Source organism: Brevundimonas sp. GW821-FHT10E09, from assembly GCF_058809375.1.
Window position 1 is genome coordinate 38,214 of sequence record NZ_JBXASO010000015.1, and the last position, 18,657, is coordinate 56,870.

General features: G+C 66.1%; 19 protein-coding genes. 14 read left to right on the forward strand and 5 right to left on the reverse strand.

Annotated elements, in window-relative coordinates; all coding sequences use genetic code 11:
- Together AC1RSI_RS13945 and AC1RSI_RS13950 are read right to left on the reverse strand one after the other, a co-directional pair.
- Positions 1–279: a hypothetical protein gene (locus AC1RSI_RS13945; protein ID WP_154726461.1), complete on the reverse strand. Its 279-nt coding sequence runs from the start codon at positions 277–279 to the stop codon at positions 1–3.
- The gene (locus AC1RSI_RS13950) at positions 279–1,004 is read right to left on the reverse strand and encodes a CoA transferase subunit A (RefSeq protein ID WP_154726460.1); all 726 of its coding nucleotides are present in this window, start codon (positions 1,002–1,004) and stop codon (positions 279–281) included. Before AC1RSI_RS13950 ends, AC1RSI_RS13945 begins: the two co-directional genes overlap by 1 nt.
- A gap of 151 nt (positions 1,005–1,155) precedes the next feature.
- Here AC1RSI_RS13950 and AC1RSI_RS13955 point away from each other — a divergent pair, with 151 nt between their 5' ends.
- From AC1RSI_RS13955 to AC1RSI_RS13980, 6 genes are all read left to right on the forward strand, one after another.
- On the forward strand, positions 1,156–2,181 hold the full coding sequence (locus AC1RSI_RS13955; RefSeq protein WP_154726459.1) for an SAM-dependent methyltransferase: 1,026 nt from the start codon (positions 1,156–1,158) through the stop codon (positions 2,179–2,181).
- Positions 2,182–2,191: 10 nt separating this feature from the next.
- Positions 2,192–2,605: a DUF2177 family protein gene (locus tag AC1RSI_RS13960; protein WP_008260687.1), complete on the forward strand. Its 414-nt coding sequence runs from the start codon at positions 2,192–2,194 to the stop codon at positions 2,603–2,605.
- Positions 2,606–2,695: 90 nt separating this feature from the next.
- Positions 2,696–3,580 carry an SGNH/GDSL hydrolase family protein gene (locus AC1RSI_RS13965; RefSeq protein ID WP_154726458.1) on the forward strand — a complete coding sequence of 295 codons (885 nt, stop codon included), beginning with the start codon at positions 2,696–2,698 and terminating at the stop codon, positions 3,578–3,580.
- Positions 3,581–3,582: 2 nt separating this feature from the next.
- Positions 3,583–4,830 (forward strand): GDSL-type esterase/lipase family protein, encoded by a 1,248-nt coding sequence (locus tag AC1RSI_RS13970; RefSeq protein WP_291752306.1) that lies wholly within the window; start codon positions 3,583–3,585, stop codon positions 4,828–4,830.
- The gene (locus AC1RSI_RS13975) at positions 4,830–6,233 is read left to right on the forward strand and encodes an MBOAT family O-acyltransferase (RefSeq protein WP_154726567.1); all 1,404 of its coding nucleotides are present in this window, start codon (positions 4,830–4,832) and stop codon (positions 6,231–6,233) included. The genes AC1RSI_RS13970 and AC1RSI_RS13975 overlap by 1 nt, the downstream gene beginning before the upstream one ends.
- Positions 6,234–6,248: 15 nt before the next feature.
- The gene (locus AC1RSI_RS13980) at positions 6,249–6,725 is read left to right on the forward strand and encodes a hypothetical protein (protein WP_154726566.1); all 477 of its coding nucleotides are present in this window, start codon (positions 6,249–6,251) and stop codon (positions 6,723–6,725) included.
- A 57-nt stretch (positions 6,726–6,782) separates the two neighbouring features.
- Here AC1RSI_RS13980 and AC1RSI_RS13985 read toward each other — a convergent pair whose 3' ends face one another.
- Positions 6,783–7,244, reverse strand: a complete 462-nt coding sequence (locus AC1RSI_RS13985) for a peptidylprolyl isomerase (protein WP_008263882.1) — start codon at positions 7,242–7,244, stop codon at positions 6,783–6,785.
- 72 nt (positions 7,245–7,316) lie between these two features.
- Between AC1RSI_RS13985 and AC1RSI_RS13990 the strand changes: the two genes are divergently transcribed.
- Positions 7,317–8,027 carry an RlmE family RNA methyltransferase gene (locus AC1RSI_RS13990; RefSeq protein WP_035305198.1) on the forward strand — a complete coding sequence of 237 codons (711 nt, stop codon included), beginning with the start codon at positions 7,317–7,319 and terminating at the stop codon, positions 8,025–8,027.
- 197 nt (positions 8,028–8,224) lie between these two features.
- On the forward strand, positions 8,225–10,555 hold the full coding sequence (locus AC1RSI_RS13995) for a TonB-dependent receptor family protein (protein WP_154726565.1): 2,331 nt from the start codon (positions 8,225–8,227) through the stop codon (positions 10,553–10,555).
- 69 nt (positions 10,556–10,624) lie between these two features.
- Here AC1RSI_RS13995 and AC1RSI_RS14000 read toward each other — a convergent pair whose 3' ends face one another.
- On the reverse strand, positions 10,625–11,167 hold the full coding sequence (locus tag AC1RSI_RS14000; RefSeq protein WP_008259786.1) for a DUF2061 domain-containing protein: 543 nt from the start codon (positions 11,165–11,167) through the stop codon (positions 10,625–10,627).
- A 127-nt stretch (positions 11,168–11,294) separates the two neighbouring features.
- Here AC1RSI_RS14000 and guaB point away from each other — a divergent pair, with 127 nt between their 5' ends.
- The 6 genes from guaB (at position 11,295) to AC1RSI_RS14030 (ending at position 18,292) form a co-directional block, all read left to right on the forward strand.
- Positions 11,295–12,752, forward strand: a complete 1,458-nt coding sequence (gene guaB, locus AC1RSI_RS14005; RefSeq protein WP_154726564.1) for an IMP dehydrogenase — start codon at positions 11,295–11,297, stop codon at positions 12,750–12,752.
- Positions 12,753–12,756: 4 nt separating this feature from the next.
- A complete protein-coding gene (locus AC1RSI_RS14010; RefSeq protein ID WP_154726563.1) occupies positions 12,757–13,149 on the forward strand; it encodes an MAPEG family protein in 393 nt (130 codons plus the stop codon).
- Positions 13,150–13,163: 14 nt separating this feature from the next.
- Entirely contained in the window at positions 13,164–14,465 is a 1,302-nt protein-coding gene (locus tag AC1RSI_RS14015) for an RsmB/NOP family class I SAM-dependent RNA methyltransferase (RefSeq protein WP_035305191.1), read from the forward strand.
- Positions 14,465–15,184 (forward strand): 5'-methylthioadenosine/S-adenosylhomocysteine nucleosidase, encoded by a 720-nt coding sequence (locus AC1RSI_RS14020; protein ID WP_035305189.1) that lies wholly within the window; start codon positions 14,465–14,467, stop codon positions 15,182–15,184. Before AC1RSI_RS14015 ends, AC1RSI_RS14020 begins: the two co-directional genes overlap by 1 nt.
- Positions 15,181–16,743 (forward strand): glutamine-hydrolyzing GMP synthase, encoded by a 1,563-nt coding sequence (gene guaA / locus AC1RSI_RS14025; RefSeq protein ID WP_154726562.1) that lies wholly within the window; start codon positions 15,181–15,183, stop codon positions 16,741–16,743. The genes AC1RSI_RS14020 and guaA overlap by 4 nt, the downstream gene beginning before the upstream one ends.
- A 292-nt stretch (positions 16,744–17,035) precedes the next feature.
- Positions 17,036–18,292 carry a tyrosine-type recombinase/integrase gene (locus AC1RSI_RS14030; RefSeq protein ID WP_011157759.1) on the forward strand — a complete coding sequence of 419 codons (1,257 nt, stop codon included), beginning with the start codon at positions 17,036–17,038 and terminating at the stop codon, positions 18,290–18,292.
- On the opposite strand, the gene AC1RSI_RS14035 is transcribed toward AC1RSI_RS14030, so the two are convergent.
- Positions 18,264–18,554 carry a helix-turn-helix transcriptional regulator gene (locus tag AC1RSI_RS14035; RefSeq protein ID WP_091738346.1) on the reverse strand — a complete coding sequence of 97 codons (291 nt, stop codon included), beginning with the start codon at positions 18,552–18,554 and terminating at the stop codon, positions 18,264–18,266. The genes AC1RSI_RS14030 and AC1RSI_RS14035 overlap by 29 nt on opposite strands.
- Between the last annotated feature and the right edge of the window lie 103 nt (positions 18,555–18,657).

Genomic DNA, 18,657 nt, shown 5'->3' on the forward strand with positions numbered 1-18,657 from the left:
CTATTCCTTCGCCAAGTTGGATAGGCTGGTGTCGATCCGGTCTAATGCAAAGCCGATCTCATTCATTGCGCCCGTTAAACCGTCCACCGCCACTGCGGTGTCTTTGACGCTCATTAGGGTGGCTCCCGCCTGGATATAGGCTCCAACAAGTTCAGGATTCTTCGCCGCAAATCCCGCTCCGAATTGATGATCAATAGCGTTTTTGGCGGAACCGATTAGGAAATGCAGCCAGTGGCTTGCTTCGTCAGTAGGGTTGTCGCTGCTGAACATCGGCACCATTACACTTCGCTCCGGGCTACGGCGGCTTCAGGATGTGGGCGCACCGTCCGCTGTTCGATGCGCTTCTCGGACACGGTCTGGATCAGGCGGTCGACATAGACGCCGGGCGTGTGGATGTGGTCGGGATCGAGCGAGCCCACGGGGACGATCTCCTCGACCTCGACGACGGTGACCTTGCCGGCGGTGGCCATCATCGGGTTGAAGTTGCGGGCGGTCTTGCGGAACGCCAGGTTGCCGCGCTCGTCGGCCTTCCAGGCCTTGACGATGGACAGGTCGGCGATCAGGCCGGTCTCCATGACGTAGTCGCGGCCGTTGAAGTTGCGGACCTCCTTGCCCTCGGCGACGAGGGTGCCGACGCCGGTGGCGGTGAAGAAGGCGGGGATGCCGGCGCCGCCGGCGCGGATGCGTTCGGCCAGGGTCCCTTGCGGGTTGAACTCCAGCTCCAGTTCGCCGGCCAGATACTGGCGCTCGAACTCCTTGTTCTCGCCGACGTAGGACGAGATCATCTTGGCGATCTGGCGGGTGCCGAGCAGCTGGCCCAGGCCGAAGCCGTCGACCCCGGCGTTGTTGGAGATGACCGTCAGCCCCTTGACGCCGCTGTCGCGCAGGGCGGCGATCAGGTTCTCGGGGATGCCGCACAGGCCGAAGCCGCCGGACATGACCGTCATGCCGTCGAAGGTCAGGCCCTCCAGCGCGGACGTGACGTCAGCATAGATCTTTCCCATCGCTCTCCCTTTTCACCGTCTGATGAATATCGCGGCGTCTTCCGCTCATAGTCCGGAAGCGATCTTGCGGGCAAGCGGTCGCGGCGGCAATCGCGTCGCATCCGAATGTCGCCCCAAAGCGTATCCCTCGTGATCTGACGGGAGCGCCTGCATGAACCTGACCAATGTCGCCATTCGCCAGCTGCAGGACGCGCCCTTTCCCGATTTCGTCACCCGGCCGGCGATCGACAGCCTGGTGACGGAGGCGCGTCGGCGCCTGGATCGCGACGGTCCCCATGACCCGGCGGCGTTCGCCCGCGAGATGGCCGAGCGGGTCATCGCCGAACATGCGGATGCGGCGAACCGGCAGCATTACGAACTGCCGCCCGAGTTCTTCCGCCTGTGCCTGGGCGAGCGGCTGAAATATTCGTGCTGCCTGTATCCGACGGGGACGGAGACGCTGGACCAGGCCGAGGTCGCGGCCCTGCTGGAGACCTGCACCCATGCCGATCTGGCGGACGGTCAGGCCATTCTGGAAATGGGCTGCGGCTGGGGTTCGCTGTCCCTGTGGATGGCCGAGACCTATCCCCGGGCGCGGATCACGGCGGTGTCGAACAGCCACGGCCAGAGGGGCCATATCGAGGCACAGGCCCGAGCGCGGGGCCTGAGCAATCTGACGGTCGTGACCCAGGATATGAACCTGTTCGACACCGACCAGAGGTTCGACCGGATCGTCTCGGTCGAGATGTTCGAGCATATGGCCAACTGGCGGGCCCTGCTGACCAAGGCCCGGTCCTGGCTGAAGCCGGAGGGGCGGATGTTCATTCACGTCTTCACCCACCGCGACGCCCCCTATCGGTTCGATCACACCGACAGCGGCGACTTCATCGCCCAGCATTTCTTCACCGGCGGCATCATGCCCAGCCACGGGTTGATCCGGCAGTTTCCCGACCTGTTCGCGGTCGAGCAGGAGTGGACCTGGAACGGCGGCCACTACGCCCGCACCGCCAACGACTGGCTGTCCAATATGGATCGCAACGCCGCGCGGATCGCTGTGCTGATGCGCGAGACCTATGGCGACGACGCCAAGCTGTGGACCCGGCGCTGGCGTCGCTTCTACCTGGCGACCGCCGGTCTGTTCGGCAACGACGGGGGCCGCACCTGGGCGGTCAGCCACTATCGCCTGAAACCCGCCTGAGGAGTTTGTCGTGATCAAATATGTCTTCGCCTATCTGGGCGCCGGGATCACCTTTGCGGTGATCGACGCCGTCTGGCTGACCACCATGACCGACCGGTTCTACAAGCCGGTGCTGGGGCCGATTCTGGCGGACAAGCCGGACATGAGGGCGGCGGTGCTGTTCTATCTGATCTCCATCGCCGGGACGGTCTTCCTGGCCATCGCCCCGGCCCTGAAGGACGGAAGCTGGACGCGGGCGGCGATCAACGGGGCGGCGCTGGGTTTCGTCGCCTACGCCACCTATGACCTGACCAATCAGGCGACGCTGGAGATCTGGCAGACCAAGCTGACGGTGATCGACCTGATCTGGGGGACGGTTCTGACCACGATCTCGGCCACCGGCGGCTATTTCGCCGCGCGCTGGGCCGAGGGGCGGTTCGGCTGAGGTCGCTGTCGTTTCGCCTGACACGGGACCGGCATGGCGCAGGGCGGGGTCGTTAAGCTATAGCTAACCCTGTTTTCGACGGGGGCGGTCTTGCGCGCAGGCATCAACGGATTGACGGCGGCCCTGGTCGTCGGGGTCGTGATCGGCCTGATGCTGACGCCGGACGGGCGCGGTTGGCTGCGCCATCCGACCCTGATGCTGGGCGGAACCGCCAACGCCTCGGCCAGTCCGCCGGCGGTCGCCAGTCCGGTCGAGAGCCCGGCGCCGGCGCCAGTCGCGAAGGCCGCAGTGACGCCGTTGAAGGCGCGGCTCGCGCAGGGCGAACTGAGGATCGGCGTGTTCGGCGATTCGATGGCGGACGGCCTCTGGGCCGCCCTGTACCGTGATCTGCATGGCGAGAAGGGGGTCACTGTGACCCAGTTCAGCGCGGTCTCCACCGGCCTGTCCCGCTATGACTATGTGGACATCCAGGCCAAGACGGCGCGGCAGTTGAGCGAGACGCCGGTCGATGCGGCGGTGGTGATGTTCGGGACCAATGACGCCCAGGGCATCAGCCTGGACGGGGTGATCCATGATTTCGGCACGCCCGGCTGGAAGGCGGCCTATGGGAAGCGGATCGACGATCTGGTCGGCCTGCTGCGGGCCAATGACGTGGCCGTCTACTGGGTCGGGCTGCCGAAGATGAAACGGGCCGGGTTCGACGCGAAGATGGCGGTGATCAACGCCGTGGTGCGTGAACGGATGACGGCCCTGGGCGTGCCCCTGATCGACACGACCGGCGTCACCGCCGACGCGGCGGGCGAATATGCGGCCTATCTGCCCGGCGCGAGCGGGCGGCCGCAACTGATGCGGGCCAATGACGGGATCCACATGACCATGGCCGGCTATCGCCGCCTGGGCGAGCCGGTGGCGGAGCGGCTGAAGCGCGACGCGGGTCTGGATGCGGCGGCGGCCCGGCCGCAGACGACCGGCTGACCATGAGACTGGGGGCCGTGGGGGCGGCGGTGCTGATGCTGGGGATGCAGAACGGGACCGAGGTCCCCTATGCGCCCATGCCCGCGCCGGCGCCGGGGGCGCCGGTCTGTGCCGATGGGATTTGCGGGGTCGAGGCGCTGGAGGGGGTGTTCGCGGCCTTGGCGGCGACCGAGGCGGGGACGCGGGACCGGCCCGTCCATATCCTGCAAATCGGCGACAGCCATACGGCAGGGGACCGGATCACGGGCGCCCTGCGCGCGCGGATGCAAGCCCGATTCGGGGCGGGTGGGCGCGGGGTGTTGCCGCCGGGCGTGCCCTATGCCGGCTATGGACCGATGCAGGTCGAGGTGACGGCGCGCGACTGGCCGATGCGGACGGATGTGCTGGCCAGAGGAGTCATGCCGATAGGCGTCGGCCTGAGCGGCGGCGAAGCCGATGTCAGAGACGGCGCAACAATGACGATCACCGCCGAGTCGAACGGAGCTTTTGATCAGGTCCAGATCTGCGGCGAGGCATGGCAGGCGGACGGCGAACTGACCCTTACCGCTGGCGCCGAAACGCAGACGATGGGTTTCGCGGTCCGCGAAGACGAGGTGTGGCAACCTGAATGCCAGACGGCGACATTCGACAAGCCGCAGACGCAAATCGATATCCGGCCGACAGGGCGTCTGAAGCTCTACGACCTGCGACTGACGCGACGGGCTGCGGGCGTACAGGTGTCGAACCTGGGCGTCGTGGGTGCGACGATGCAGGACCTCGCCTTGCGCGACAGCAGTATCGCCTGGCTAGAACTCGCGGCTTGGATGCCGGATCTGATCATCTTGGCCTTTGGAGTGAACGAGGGGTTCGCACCGAACCTCGACCCCCGCGAATATGAACTCTGGCTCAGACAGGCCCTGATGGTAGTCCGATCCATGGATGCGCCTGTATTGATCCTCGGCGCGCCCGAGGGATTGAAGCCCGGAACCGGCGGACCGTGCGGCGGGCGATCAGCGCCGGAGGCTCTGGCGGTGGTCCGGGATGTGCAGCGGCGAGTCGCGGGCGAGACGGGCGTCGCCTTCTGGGACTGGTACGGACGTATGGGGGGCGACTGTTCGGCGGAGCGGCTGGCGACCCTGCCCGAACCCTATATGCGGCCCGACCGGGTGCATTTCACCTCCATCGGGGCGGAATGGATCGGCGGGGTCCTGAGCGAGGATCTGATTGGGGCCTATGACCGCTGGAAGGCGGCAAAGGGGGAGGCGGACTGATGCTGTTTCCGACCCTGGCCTTCGCGGTCTTCTTCCTGTTCGTCTATCTGGTCAGCTGGAGCCTGGATCGGGAGAACGGGCGGCGCAAACTGTTCCTGCTGCTGGCCAGCTGGTTCTTCTACGCCCAGTGGGACTGGCGGTTCGTCGGCCTGCTGATCGCCTCGGCCGTGCTGAACTGGGGCGTGGCGGCGCTGATCGTGCGCAGCGACCGGGCGGGGCGGCGCAAACTGTGGGTCGGCCTGGGCGTGGCGGCCAATCTGACCATCCTGGGCTTCTTCAAGTATTACGGCTTTTTCGTCGAGCAGGCCATTGATCTGCTGGCGCAATTCGGTTGGGAGCGGGACCTGCCGCTGTTGCAGGTAGTGCTGCCGGTCGGGATCAGCTTCTTCACCTTCCAGGGCGTCAGCTATGTGGTCGACGTCTATCGCGGCAAGACGGCGCCGGCCGAGAGCCTGCTGGACGTCATGCTGCTGATGAGCTTCTTCCCGCACCTGGTGGCGGGGCCCATCGTGCGGGCGTCGGACCTATTGCCCCAGTTCGCGCGTGTGCCCAGGCTGACGCGCGAGATGGCGACCCATGGGCTGCTGCTGATCGTCTGGGGCCTGTTCAAGAAGACGGTGATCGCGTCCGAGCTGGCGACGCGGCTGGTGGATCCGGTCTTCTTCGATCCGTCGGCCTATGGGACGTTGGACATCATGGCGGCGGTGTACGGCTATGCGGTCCAGATCTATTGCGACTTCTCGGCCTATTCGGACATGGCCATCGGGATCGCGGCCCTGCTGGGCTATTCCTTCCCGCGCAACTTCGACCAGCCGTATCGGGCGGCCTCGATGCAGGCCTTCTGGCGGCGGTGGCATATCAGCCTGTCCAGCTGGCTGCGCGACTATCTTTATGTGCCGCTGGGCGGGGGGCGGAAGGGGCTGTGGTCGTCGTGCCTCAATGTGATGATCACCATGCTGCTGGGCGGGCTGTGGCACGGGGCGGCCTGGACCTTCGTGGCCTGGGGCGCGCTGCACGGCGGCGCGCAGGTCGTCGAGCGTTTAGGGCGCGCGTTGGTCAAGGACCGCAAGGTCATCCCCACTTGGCTGGGCGTCCTGATCACCTTCCACGTCGTCTGTCTGGGATGGGTCCTGTTCCGGGCCGAGACCTTTGACTTGGCGATGCAGATGCTGGCCGGCCTGGGGCGGTTCGAGGCTTTCAGCCTGGTGACGCCCTTCGTGCTGGTTCTGATCGTCGGCGGGTTGGCGATGCACGGACTGCCGCCGCGCGCGGTCGAGGGGCTGGCGGAACGGCTGAAGACGGCGCCGTCGCCGACGCTCGGGGTGCTGATCGGGGCGGCCATACTGCTGGTCGAGGCGATGCGACCCGAGGGCGTGGCGCCCTTCATCTATTTCCAGTTCTGAGGCGTTGATCCGACGATGAGCGATCCCACGGACCCGATCGATCCCTTCCCGACACAGGCGCATCCGCCGGTGTCGCCGTTTCCGCCGCTGGACGAACCGGTGGCGGCTGATCCGTCCAGCGACTGGATCGGCGCCGCCGACGCCCACGACCTGCCGACGCGCGAGAACGCCCTGGTCGCCCTGGGCCGGTTCGCCTTTCCCCCGGCGCCGGCTTTGGACGAAGAAGGCGAGGCGTCGCGGGCGCGGCGATGGACCAGCCAGACCCTGTTCGTGGCCTGCGCCTTCCTGATGATCTTCAATGCGGAGTCTTTGCAGAACTGGGCGCGTCAGCAGCCGCCGGGCTGGGGCCAGTCCACAGTCGACAAACTGGCGACGGTGTGGGTCGATCAACTGGCCCTGCTGGGCGCGAACCTGCCGGTGGACGGCTTGCGTGACGCGTGGCGCGACGCCCAGGCGGTTCAGTTCGACGGCGCGGCCGAGGATCGCTCCTAGACCGCAGGCCTCGAAACCGCATCGGCCGAGCCGATACGGTTTCGAGGGTGGAGAATCTTAGTTGACCGTCGCCTTGACGATCTTGCCCGGCGCGCGGGGCGGCTCGCCCTTGGGCAGGGCGTCGACGTGTTCCATGCCGGATTCGACTTCACCCCAGACCGTGTACTGGCGGTCCAGGAAGGTGGCGTCGTCCAGGCAGATGAAGAACTGCGAGTTGGCGCTGTTGGGATCGGCGGTGCGCGCCATCGAGCAGACGCCGCGCACGTGCGGCTCGGCCGAGAACTCGGCCTTCAGGTTCGGCTTCTTGGAGCCGGAGGTGCCGGTGCCGGTGGGGTCGCCGCCCTGGGCCATGAAGCCGGCGATCACGCGGTGGAAGACCACGCCGTCGTAGAAGCCTTCCGAGGCCAGTTCGGTGATGCGTTCGACGTGGCCGGGGGCCAGATCGGGGCGCAGCTTGATGACCACGTCGCGGGCTTCGCCGTCGCCGGTGTCCAGGGTGAAGGTCAGGGTGTCGGCCATTTCGGTCGTCCTCTTGGGGTTGATTTGAGGCGGGACATAGCCCGCAACGCCGGTCGGGGCTATGTGGGAACGATGAGTGAAGACGAAAAGCCCCAAGAACGCCGCCGGATGGTCAAACCGCCCACGGGCGGCACCGCCGCCGGGCGCGGCATGGGCACCAAAATGAAGACGGCCGACACCAAGTCGATGTCGAGCCAGCAATGGATCAAACGCCAACTGGCCGACAAATGGTCCGAGAAGGCGCGGGCCGAGGGCTGGCGTTCGCGTGCGGCCTTCAAGCTGATCGAGATCGACGACAAATTCCACCTGATCAAGCGCGGCTCGAAGGTCATAGACCTGGGCGCGGCGCCGGGCGGCTGGATCCAGGTGGCGGTCAATCGCGGGGCCGGCGCGGTGGCGGGCGTGGACCTGCTGATGATCGAGCCGATCCCGGGTTCGACCCTGTTGCAGGCCGACTTCACCCATCCGGGCGTGGATCAGCAACTGATCGACGCCATCGGCGGGGCGCCGGACCTGGTGCTGTCGGATATGGCGCACAATACGGTCGGCCACCGCCAGACCGACCACCTGAAGATCATCGCCCTGATCGAGATCGCCGCCGACTTCGCCATCCGCACCCTTCGGCCGGGCGGGAATTTCGTGTCCAAGAACTTCCAGGGCGGCGACGCCGGAGGGGTTCTGGCGCGACTGCGCGAGGAGTTCGAGACGGTCAAATACGTCAAGCCGGCCTCCAGCCGGAAGGACAGCGCCGAGGTGTTTCTGGTGGCGTTGAACAAGCGGTAAGACAGGTCTGAGGCCGGTCCGGGCTAAGGCCGGCCGCTTTGTCCGAATACGGCGCAAGCGTAGCTATACGGGCACGCTCGGCGGCCATTTGCGTTTTGGATACCGCTGTCACCAAAGTCGCGCGAAGTCTTCACCGATGTGTTGTCACCCAGCGGTAGCCCGGCCTCGGCGCAATCTGCGCTGACAGCGGGGCTGACATGATTTCCAATCGCTTCCTTTCGGGCGCGTCTCTTCTGACGCTGGCCCTCTTCGTGGTTCCGAGCGTCGCCGCCGCGCAGGACGCCGCCGTCGCCATGGCCACGGCCGACACCCAGGTTTCCGAGATCGACGAGATCGTCGTCTTCGGTCGCGGCCAGACGCGCCAGCAGGCGTCGGTCAACGCCGACGCCATCGCCATCGAGGCGCCTGGCAGCAGCCCGCTGAAGGCCATCGAACGCCTGCCGGGCGTCAGCTTCCAATCGGCCGACGCCTTCGGCGCCTATGAATGGTCGGCGCGCATCGTCCTGCGCAGCTTCAACCAGAACCAGCTCGGCTTCACCCTGGACGGCGTTCCGTTGGGCGACATGAGCTACGGCAACCATAATGGTCTGCATATTTCCCGCGCCATCATTTCGGAGAACGTCGCGCGGGTGGACGTGGCCCAGGGATCGGGCGCGCTGGGCACCGCGTCGAGCAGCAATCTGGGCGGCACGGTCCAGTTCGTCAGCCGGGTCCCGACGACGGAATTCGGCGTCGATGTCTCGGGCGCCTTCGGCAGCGACGACAGCCTGCGCGGCTTCGTGCGCCTGGACAGCGGCGCCCTGGGTTCGGCCGGCACGCGCCTTTCGGTGTCCTACGCCGACCAGAGCGCCGATAAATGGAAGGGCGTGGGCGAGCAGAAGCAGCAGCAGATCAACGCCAGCTTCCTCCAGCCGCTCGGCGCCGGCGAACTGCGCGGCTTCATCAATCATTCCGAGCGTCGTGAAAACGACTACCAGGACATGTCGCTGGGCATGATCGACCGGCTGGGCCGCGACTGGGACAATATTTCGGGCGACTACGCCATGGCGGTTCGGGTCGCCGACATCTACCAGGCCACCCCGGCCGGCGACTGCACCACCAACGCCTATCCCAGCCCGATCAAATGCGTCGACGACGCCTATTTCAACGCGGCCGGTCTGCGCGACGACACGATCGGCGCGGTGACGCTGGACTATCCCCTGACCGATTCGCTCAGTGTCTCGCTGACCGGCTATGGTCACACGAACAAGGGGCAGGGCCTGTGGTGGACGCCCTATGTGCCGACGCCTGTCGGCGCCAAGGGACAGGACGGCTCCACCATCGCCAGCCCCGGCCCCATCGCCGTCCGCACCACGGAATACGACATCGACCGCAAGGGCGCGATCGGTTCGGTGACGCTGGACCTGGGCGCACACAGCATCGAGGCCGGGTTCTGGGTCGAGGACAACGACTTCAACCAGGCTCGCCGCTATTACGGCCTGAGCCGCGGCGGCGACGGCGGCCGGGACTCGCTCGAGTTCCAGGAGAACCCCTTCTTCACCGAGTGGGAATACAGCTACAACACCAAGACGACCAATCTGTACCTGCAGGACAGCTGGGCGATCACCGATGATCTGACCCTCAACGCCGGCTTCAAGTCGCTGAGCGTCGAGAACGAGGCCAGCACCGTCGTCGGCGCCAACAAGACCGGCTCGATCAAGGCCGAGGACAACTTCCTGCCGCAGATCGGGGTGAGCTACGACCTGAATTCCGACCATCAGCTGTTCGCCTCCTATGCCGAAAACATGCGGGCGTTCGAATCCTCCAACACCGGCGGGCCCTTCTCGGCCTCGGCGGCCGGTTTCGCGGCTATCAAGGACACGCTGAAGCCGGAAAACTCGCGCACCATCGAGGCCGGCTGGCGCTTCAACTTCGCCGGCGGTCTGCAAGGCTCGGTCGCGGCCTATGACGTCCAGTTCGAAGACCGGCTGCTCACCGTCGCCCTGGGCGCCCCGATCCTGGGCCTGGGCAACGGGATCCAGAACGTCGGCGCCGTGAAGAGCCGTGGGTTCGAAGCCGCCGCCCTGTGGAACTTCGCCTCCGACTGGTCGGCCTTCGGCTCCTACAGCTACAATGACTCGACCTATGAGGATGACGTGCGCGACGGGGCCGGCGTCCTGGTCGCCGCGACGGCCGGAAAGCGGATCGTCGCGACGCCGGAAAACCTGTTCCGCGCCGAACTGTCATACGACAATGGCGCGGTGTTCGGGACCCTGGCGGCCGCCTACACCGGCGAGCGTTTCTCATCCTACCTGAACGATGAGAAGGCCGACGCCTACACCACGGTCGAACTGACCGCCGGCTATCGCTTCGACGGCATGGGCGGTTGGCTGGACGGGACGCAGATCCAAGTCAACGTCGTGAACCTGACGGACGAGGATTACATCTCGACCGTGGGTTCAGGCGGCTTCCAGAACACGGCGGGTCGTCAGACCTTCCTGCCGGGCGCGCCGCGTCAGGTGTTCGCCAGCATCCGTCGCCGCTTCTGATGGGGAAGGGGGGGTGCGTCTTCGGACGCATCCCCTCGACGCTCAAGCGGTCAGGTTAAGGTCGTTAATTCAGGCCGTCGCCGGCTGCCGGCCGGCGCGGCGCTGTTCGATGCGCGACCAGATGCGGTCGTGGACGGTGAAGAAGACCGTCTGGACCAGGGGTTCGATGGTGCCGATGGCCAGGGCTGTGCGGATGTCCTGGGTCAGGGCGTAGGCCACGGCCACGGCGACAGCGAAATGCATGACGCCATAGGTCACGGTCTTGACCGCCACCTGTTTCAGCGAGCGGGGCAGGGCGTGGCTGTGGCCATGGTGGTCGTGGACGCGGGTCTGTTCGTCCGGAGACATGATGTCGAGCCGGGCGGTGAAGGCCTCGGCCGCCTCTTCGATGTTGGAGGCCATGCGGCGGCGTTCGACCCGGTGCCAGACCCGGTCGTGGATCGAATAGGCGATGGTCTGGAAGAAGGGTTCGACCATGCCGACGGCCAGGGCGATACGCCAGTCGCGCGTGATGGCGAAGGCCACCAGAATGGCCACCACAAGGTGCATGACGCCGTAGCTGGCGATCTTCAGAGCCAGTTTGCGCGCGGTGCTGAGGAGGACGCCGACCATGATGCAAGAATGGTCATTGGCCCCCTCGGTTGCAAACCAATAAAATCTATCGAGCCCATAAGCCGCAAGACCCTTGCCGTGGCCCCCTCCGCACCGTTATACGCGGCCCGCAAAACGGAGACTCCCTATGGAGATACGCGAAGGACTGACCTTCGACGATGTTTTGCTCGAACCCGGCCCGTCCGAGTTCATGCCGGCGATGGTCGATGTCTCGACCCAGCTGACACGCGACATCAAACTGAACATTCCGCTGCTGTCGTCCGCGATGGACACAGTGACGGAAAGCCGCCTGGCCATCGCCATGGCCCAGTCCGGCGGCCTGGGCGTGCTGCATCGGAACATGACCATCGAGGAGCAGGCCGATCAGGTCCGCGCCGTGAAGCGTTATGAAAGCGGCATGGTGGTCAATCCGGTCACCGTCGGCCCGCAGACGACCCTGGGCGAAGTGCGTGAGATCGTGGCCCGCAAGAAGATCACCGGCTTCCCGGTGGTCGATCCGGCCACGGGCAAGCTGGTCGGCATGCTGACCCACCGCGACATGCGGTTCGAGAGCGACCTGAACCTGACGGCCGCCTCGCTGATGACCACCGGCGACCTGATCACGGTGCGTGAGGGCGCGAGCCGTGAAGAGGCGCGCGACCTGCTGAAGACCCGCAAGATCGAACGGGTCATCGTGGTGGACGAGGATTATCGGGCCGTCGGCCTGATCACCATGAAGGACATCGAGAAGGCCCAGGCCTTCCCCCATGCGGCCAAGGACGACCAGGGTCGTCTGCTGGTCGGGGCGGCCTCGACCGTCGGCGACGCCGGATACGAGCGGGCCATGGCCCTGGCCGACGCCGGTGTGGACGTGGTGGTGATCGACACCGCCCACGGCCATTCGGCCTCGGTCGCCCAGGTGGTCGAGCGGATCAAGCGCGAGAACAACCGGCTGCAGATCATCGCCGGCAACGTCGCCACCTATGACGCGACGCGGGCCCTGATCGACGCGGGCGCTGATGCGGTCAAGGTCGGCATCGGTCCGGGCTCCATCTGCACCACCCGGATCGTCGCGGGCGTGGGCGTGCCGCAGCTGACGGCCGTGATGGACTCAGCGCGGGCCGCCAGGGGCACGGGCGCCTCGGTCATCGCAGACGGCGGGATCAAATACTCGGGCGACCTGGCCAAGGCCATCGCGGCCGGCGCTAACGTGGCCATGATGGGCTCGATGTTCGCCGGCACCGACGAAAGCCCCGGCGAGGTCTTCCTGTACCAGGGCCGGTCCTACAAGTCGTACCGCGGCATGGGTTCCGTGGGCGCCATGGCGCGCGGCTCGGCCGACCGCTACTTCCAGAAGGAAGTCTCGTCCGAGAAGCTGGTGCCCGAGGGCATCGAGGGCCAGACGCCGTACAAGGGGCCGATCACCCCGGTTCTGCACCAACTGGTCGGGGGGCTGCGCGCCTCCATGGGCTATGTGGGCGCCGGCGCCATCGCCGACTTCCAGGAGCGCGCGCGCTTCGTGCGCATCACCGGCGCGGGCCTGCGGGAGAGCCACGTCCACGACGTGATGATCACGCGCGAGGCGCCGAACTACAGACAGGGATAAGGCCATGACGACCGAACTGACCTATCTGGCTCTGACGCTGATCCTGGCCCTGGTGCAGGTCTTCCTGCCGGCCGGGGCGCGGACGGCCGAGTTCGGTTCGAAGTGGAATGCGGGGCCGCGCGACGAGACGCCGGCGGCGAAGAAGCCGCTGACCGGCCGTCTCGAGCGGGCCCAGGCCAACCTGTATGAAACCCTGCCGCTGTTCATCGGCGCGGTGCTGATCGCCCATGTGATCGAGGCGTCCAGCGCCCTGACCGTGTGGGGTTCGGCTCTCTATTTCTGGGCGCGCGTCGTCTATGTGCCGCTCTACGCCCTCGGTATTCCCTATATCCGGTCGCTGGTCTGGCTGGTCTCGCTTGCGGGACTGGTCATGGTCCTGACCTCCCTGTTCCTTTGATCTGAAAGCCCGCATTGACCCCAGCCGCCCGTCTCGCCGCCGCCGCCTCTGTCCTGGACTCCATCGCCCAGGGCAACCAACCGGCGGAAACCGTCCTGAAAGCCTGGGGGACCGCCAACCGCTACGCCGGGTCCAAGGACCGGCGCGCCATCGCCGATCATGTCTACAAGGTGCTGCGGGCGCGCGGCAGACTGTCGTGGATCATGGGCGGGCGCGAAGACGGTCGGGCCCTGGTGATCGGATCGCTGCACGCCATTGACGGCCTGTCGGTGGAAGAGATCGAGGCGCTGCACTCGGGCGACGGCTATGGCCCGCGACCGCTGTCGAAACAGGAGCGCAGCCGGATCACGGCGGGGCAGGGGGAACTGCCGGGCTGGGTCGCGGCCGGTCTGCCCGAGTTCGTGGTCGAGGATTTCAAGGCCACCTTCGGGGAGCGCTGGGCGGAAGAGGCCCATGCCCTGATGGCGCCGCGCGCGCCCATCGACCTGCGTGTGAACGACGCGGTCGCCACGGTGGATGCGGTCGAGGTCGAGTTGCGTGACGCCGGTCTGTCGGTCGCCCGCACGCCCTGGTCCGCCCTGGGGCTGCGCGTGCCGTCCGAGCCGCCGCCCAATATCCAGGCCCTGGACGGGTTCAAGGCCGGCAAGTTCGAGATCCAGGACGAGGGCAGCCAGGTCGTCTGCTGGCTGGCGGGCGCGCAACCCGGCGCGACGGTGGTGGACTATTGCGCCGGCGGCGGCGGCAAGACCCTGGGTCTGGCACAGGCCATGGGCGGGCAGGGCAAGCTGATCGCCTCCGACGTCGTCAACAAGCGGCTCGAGAACATCCGGCCCCGCCTGCAACGCGCGGGCGTCGAGGCCGAGCTGGTGCTGATCGGCCAGAACGGCGGCGGGCTGGAAACCGTCAACGGCCAGGCCGATCTGGTCTTCGTCGACGCCCCCTGTTCGGGATCCGGCACCTGGCGGCGCCGGCCCGAGGACGCCTGGCGTCTGACGACGGAGGAGGTCGAGAAACTGCACGCGCTTCAGGTCCGTATCCTGAGCCAGGCGACCAAGCTGGTGAAGCCGGGCGGGCGTCTGGTCTATGTCACCTGTTCGATGCTGGCCCGCGAGAACGAGGCCAGCGCCGACGCCTTCGAGGCGGCGACTCCCGACTTCCGACCGGTCCCCGTCGCCGACATGCTGTCAGCGCCGCAACTGACCGAGGCCGCGCGGGCCAGGTTCGCCGAACTGGCGTCCGGCGCGCGTCTTCGACTGTCGCCGGCCTCGGCCGACACCGACGGCTTCTTCGCCGCCGTCTATCAGCGCGCCGCCTGATGGAGGCTGGGCTGGCGCAGCACGGCGAGGTCTCGGTCCTCTACGTCATGGCTGCGCCTGCCGAATACGGCGACCATCTGCGCGCCCGCATCCAGCCCCTGATGACCGGCGTCGGCCCGGTGGAAGCCGCCGTCGCCCTCACCGCCGCCCTGGCGCGGCTGGAGGCGGCGGGCGACCTGCCGGACCTGATCGTCTCGCTGGGGTCGTGCGGCTCGCAGGAGCTGGACCACGCCTGCGCCTATCAGGCGTCGAGCGTCGCCTATCGCGACATGGACGCCAGCGCCCTGGGCTTTCCCAAGGGGGTGACGCCTCTGCTGGAGCATCCTGCGATCCTGGCCCTGCCGTGCCCTATCCCCGGCGTGCCGACCGCCACCCTGTCGACCGGAGCCAATGTCGTCTCCGGCGCCGCCTATGACGCCATCGAGGCCGAGATGGTGGACATGGAGACCTGGGCCCTGGTTCGGTCGGCCCAGACGTTTGGCGTGCCCATCATCGCCCTGCGCGGCGTGTCGGACGGTCGGGCCGAGCTGAAGGCGCTGGAGGACTGGACCTCCACCCTGCATCATGTGGACGAGAACCTGGCCGCCGCCCTGGATCGTCTGACCGCCGTGCTGGAGGCCGAGGGCCTCGCCGCCCTGAACATCCCCAAGCTTGAAATTCCGGCCTTACACGGCCAAGACCCCGCGCAACCTCCCGCCCCGGATTCGATCACCCCATGACCACGCCGCACGACCACCAGAAGGTCCTCATCGTCGATTTCGGCAGCCAGGTGACGCAGCTGATCGCGCGCCGCCTGCGCGAGGCCAGCGTCTATTGCGAGATCCATCCGTTCCAGAAGGCCGAGGCCGCTCTGGCGGGGATGAACCCCGCCGCCATCATCCTGTCGGGCGGTCCCGAGAGCGTGCACGAGGAAGGCAGCCCCCGCGCGCCCCAGGCCGTGTTCGAGGCCGGCGTGCCGGTGCTGGGCATCTGCTACGGCGAGATGACCCTGTGTGAACAGCTGGGCGGCAAGGTCGAGGGCGGCCACACCCGCGAGTTCGGCCGCGCCGAGATCACCGTCGAGAAAGCCTCGCCCCTGCTGGCCGACCTGGCCCCGGTCGGCGAGGAAGAGACGGTCTGGATGAGCCATGGCGACAAGATCGTCGCCATCCCCGAGGGCTTCGACGTCGTCGCCTCTTCGGCCGGTTCGCCCTACGCCGTGATCGCCGACGAGGCTCGCCGCTTCTACGGCGTGCAGTTCCACCCCGAGGTGATGCACACCCCGCGCGGCCACCAGATGTTGAAGAACTTCACCCACGGCATCGCCGGGCTGAAGGGCGACTGGACCATGGCCGCCTATCGCGACGAGAAGATCGCCCAGATCCGCGAACAGGTCGGCGACGCCAAGGTGATCTGCGGCCTGTCCGGCGGGGTCGACAGCTCGGTCGCGGCCGTGCTGATCCACGAGGCCATCGGCGATCAGCTGACCTGCGTCTTCGTGGACACCGGCCTGCTGCGCAAGGACGAGGCGACCCAGGTCACCACCCTGTTCCGCGAGCACTACAATATCCCGCTGATCCATGTGGACGCGTCCAAGGAGTTCCTGGGCGAGCTCGCCGGGATCTCCGACCCGGAGACCAAGCGCAAGACCATCGGCCGCGTCTTCATCGAGATCTTCGACCGTGAGGCCAACAAGGTCGAGGGCGCCGAATTCCTGGCCCAGGGCACCCTCTATCCCGACGTGATCGAGAGCGTCTCCTCGTCCAGCGGCAAGGCCCACGTCATCAAGAGCCACCACAATGTCGGCGGCCTGCCCGACTATATGAAGCTGAAACTGGTCGAACCCCTGCGCGAACTGTTCAAGGACGAGGTCCGCGCCCTGGGCCGCGAACTGGGTCTGACCGACGCCTTCGTGGGCCGCCACCCCTTCCCCGGACCGGGCCTGGCCATCCGCATTCCCGGCGAGATCACGCCCGAAGCCGTCGAGACCCTGCAACAGGCCGACGCCATCTATCTGGACGAGATCCGCAAGGCCGGGCTGTATGACAGCATCTGGCAGGCCTTCGCCGTCCTTCTGCCGGTCAAGACCGTCGGCGTCATGGGCGACGCCCGCACCTACGAAAAAGTCCTGGCCCTCCGCGCCGTCTCCTCCACCGACGGCATGACCGCCGACTTCTACCAATTCCCCTGGGACGTCCTGGCCAAGACCGCGACACGGATCATCAACGAGGTCCGGGGCGTGAACCGCGTCGTCTACGACGTGACGTCGAAGCCGCCGGGGACGATCGAGTGGGAATGATTCGGGGCCATTTTTGGCTATCGCGATCAATCGGCGTTTAACCATCAACACATTGAAATAAAAAGATTATATCACGTTATCTATCGGGATCAATCGCGGAGCAGCGGTTGGCTCTGGCGTCATGCGTGACGGTATCTGGCAAACTTGCACTTGGCCCAATCCAGCGATACCGTCAGAGGTATTGAAGCCAGTGACGGTATTTTTTCCGCACTAAACCATTGTAAATCAAGCGATAATGTCGGCAAAAATGGCCGAAAATCGCCTGACGGTATTTTGCGTAGAGGAGGTCGGTATGCTCACCGATGTTGCCCTTAAGAACCTGAAACCACGCGAGAAAGCCTACAAAGTCACGGACCGTGACGGCCTTTATGTCCAGGTCTCAACCTCCGGGACGCTGACGTTTCGGCTGGACTACCGGCTGCATGGGCGGCGCGAGACGCTAACGCTTGGGAAATACGGTCCCTCCGGTTTGTCCCTTGCTCGAGCCCGTGAAGCGACGATCGACGCTAAACGTGCAGTCTTCGAAGGCAGGTCTCCGGCCCAGGAAAAACAACGCGACAAACGCCGGATCAAGGAGGCCAAGAGCTTCGGTGAGTTTGGAGAGCGCTGGTTGGTGAAGGCTCCGATGGCCGACAGCACCCGCGCGATGCGGCGTTCGATCTTCGAACGAGAGCTTCTGCCAGTCTGGAAGAACCGGCTGTTGACAGAAATCACGCCGGATGACCTGCGCGCCCACTGCGGCAAGATCGTTGATCGCGGCGCACCGGCGACTGCGATCCATGTCCGCGACATCCTCAAGCAGATCTACGGGTTTGCGATCTTGCACGGCGAGAAGGTTGCCAATCCGGCCGACGATGTCGGCCCCGCCTCGATCGCGACGTTCGTTCCAAAGGACCGGTCGCTGTCGCCGACGGAAATTCGCGTGATGCTCAAGCAGCTCGACCATGTGGCGACGCTGCCAACGATCCGACTCGGGATGCGCCTCTTCCTGCTGACAATGGTGCGCAAGAGCGAGCTGCAGGATGCGGTCTGGGACGAGGTCGACTTCGAGAACGCCGTGTGGACGATCCCCAAGGAGCGCATGAAGCGATCCAAGGCGCATAACGTCTATCTCTCGCAGCAATGCCTCGACATCATGATCGCGCTGAAGACCTGCGCGGGCAACTCGCGCTACCTTCTGCCGTCTCGGTATGATGCGGATGCGCCGATGTCCCGGGCGACCTTCAACCGCGTCACCTATGCCGTCGTGGAGCGCGCGCAGAAGGAAGGCCTACCGCTGGAGCCGTTCACGGTACATGACTTGCGCCGGACCGGATCGACTCTGCTCAACGAACTGGGGTTCAACAGTGACTGGATCGAAAAGTGCCTGGCCCATGAAGATGGGCGGTCCTCGCGCGGCGTCTACAACAAGGCGGAGTACGAGCATCAGCGGCGGCATATGATGCAGGAATGGTCTGATATCATCGATGCCTGGGTGGCGGGGCAGAAGCGCGTGCCGGTCCTGATTCCGCCCTCGATGCCTATGCTCGCGCCTGATCCGGCGCTTTGACGGGACGCGCCTTGCGCTTGCGTACATCGGGATGCGGCGCGCGGTCGATTGGCGATCGCCGGGCTGTCGCCAGGCGCTCGGTCAGCCACGCTTCGACCTCGGCCAGATCCCACACCACACAGCGCGGAGTGAGCGCGAAACGACGAGGGAATTCCCCGCGCTGTTCCATCTCATATATGGTGGTGTCGGCCAGCGGTACGATCTGCCGAAGCTCATGGCGGCGGATCATCCGCTTTTTGAGGGCCTCAGATTTCGTCGACATAACTCTACTCCAACGAGATTTAGAGGGAGCCACAAAGCTGGGCGCCGGATGACGAGCACGCTGGTCAGCGGCGGACTCCGCAGCCGGACGGCCCGCGGCGCCG

What these genes read in the sequence shown, in the direction of transcription:
- AC1RSI_RS13945 (WP_154726461.1), bottom strand. Translation starts at nt 279, where the DNA reads ATGGTGCCGATGTTCAGCAGCGACAACCCTACTGACGAAGCAAGCCAC.
- AC1RSI_RS13950 (WP_154726460.1), bottom strand. Translation starts at nt 1,004, where the DNA reads ATGGGAAAGATCTATGCTGACGTCACGTCCGCGCTGGAGGGCCTGACC.
- AC1RSI_RS13955 (WP_154726459.1), top strand. Translation starts at nt 1,156, where the DNA reads ATGAACCTGACCAATGTCGCCATTCGCCAGCTGCAGGACGCGCCCTTT.
- AC1RSI_RS13970 (WP_291752306.1), top strand. Translation starts at nt 3,583, where the DNA reads ATGAGACTGGGGGCCGTGGGGGCGGCGGTGCTGATGCTGGGGATGCAG.
- AC1RSI_RS13975 (WP_154726567.1), top strand. Translation starts at nt 4,830, where the DNA reads ATGCTGTTTCCGACCCTGGCCTTCGCGGTCTTCTTCCTGTTCGTCTAT.
- AC1RSI_RS13980 (WP_154726566.1), top strand. Translation starts at nt 6,249, where the DNA reads ATGAGCGATCCCACGGACCCGATCGATCCCTTCCCGACACAGGCGCAT.
- AC1RSI_RS13985 (WP_008263882.1), bottom strand. Translation starts at nt 7,244, where the DNA reads ATGGCCGACACCCTGACCTTCACCCTGGACACCGGCGACGGCGAAGCC.
- AC1RSI_RS13990 (WP_035305198.1), top strand. Translation starts at nt 7,317, where the DNA reads ATGAGTGAAGACGAAAAGCCCCAAGAACGCCGCCGGATGGTCAAACCG.
- AC1RSI_RS13995 (WP_154726565.1), top strand. Translation starts at nt 8,225, where the DNA reads ATGATTTCCAATCGCTTCCTTTCGGGCGCGTCTCTTCTGACGCTGGCC.
- AC1RSI_RS14000 (WP_008259786.1), bottom strand. Translation starts at nt 11,167, where the DNA reads ATGGTCGGCGTCCTCCTCAGCACCGCGCGCAAACTGGCTCTGAAGATC.
- guaB (WP_154726564.1), top strand. Translation starts at nt 11,295, where the DNA reads ATGGAGATACGCGAAGGACTGACCTTCGACGATGTTTTGCTCGAACCC.
- AC1RSI_RS14010 (WP_154726563.1), top strand. Translation starts at nt 12,757, where the DNA reads ATGACGACCGAACTGACCTATCTGGCTCTGACGCTGATCCTGGCCCTG.
- AC1RSI_RS14020 (WP_035305189.1), top strand. Translation starts at nt 14,465, where the DNA reads ATGGAGGCTGGGCTGGCGCAGCACGGCGAGGTCTCGGTCCTCTACGTC.
- guaA (WP_154726562.1), top strand. Translation starts at nt 15,181, where the DNA reads ATGACCACGCCGCACGACCACCAGAAGGTCCTCATCGTCGATTTCGGC.
- AC1RSI_RS14030 (WP_011157759.1), top strand. Translation starts at nt 17,036, where the DNA reads ATGCTCACCGATGTTGCCCTTAAGAACCTGAAACCACGCGAGAAAGCC.
- AC1RSI_RS14035 (WP_091738346.1), bottom strand. Translation starts at nt 18,554, where the DNA reads ATGTCGACGAAATCTGAGGCCCTCAAAAAGCGGATGATCCGCCGCCAT.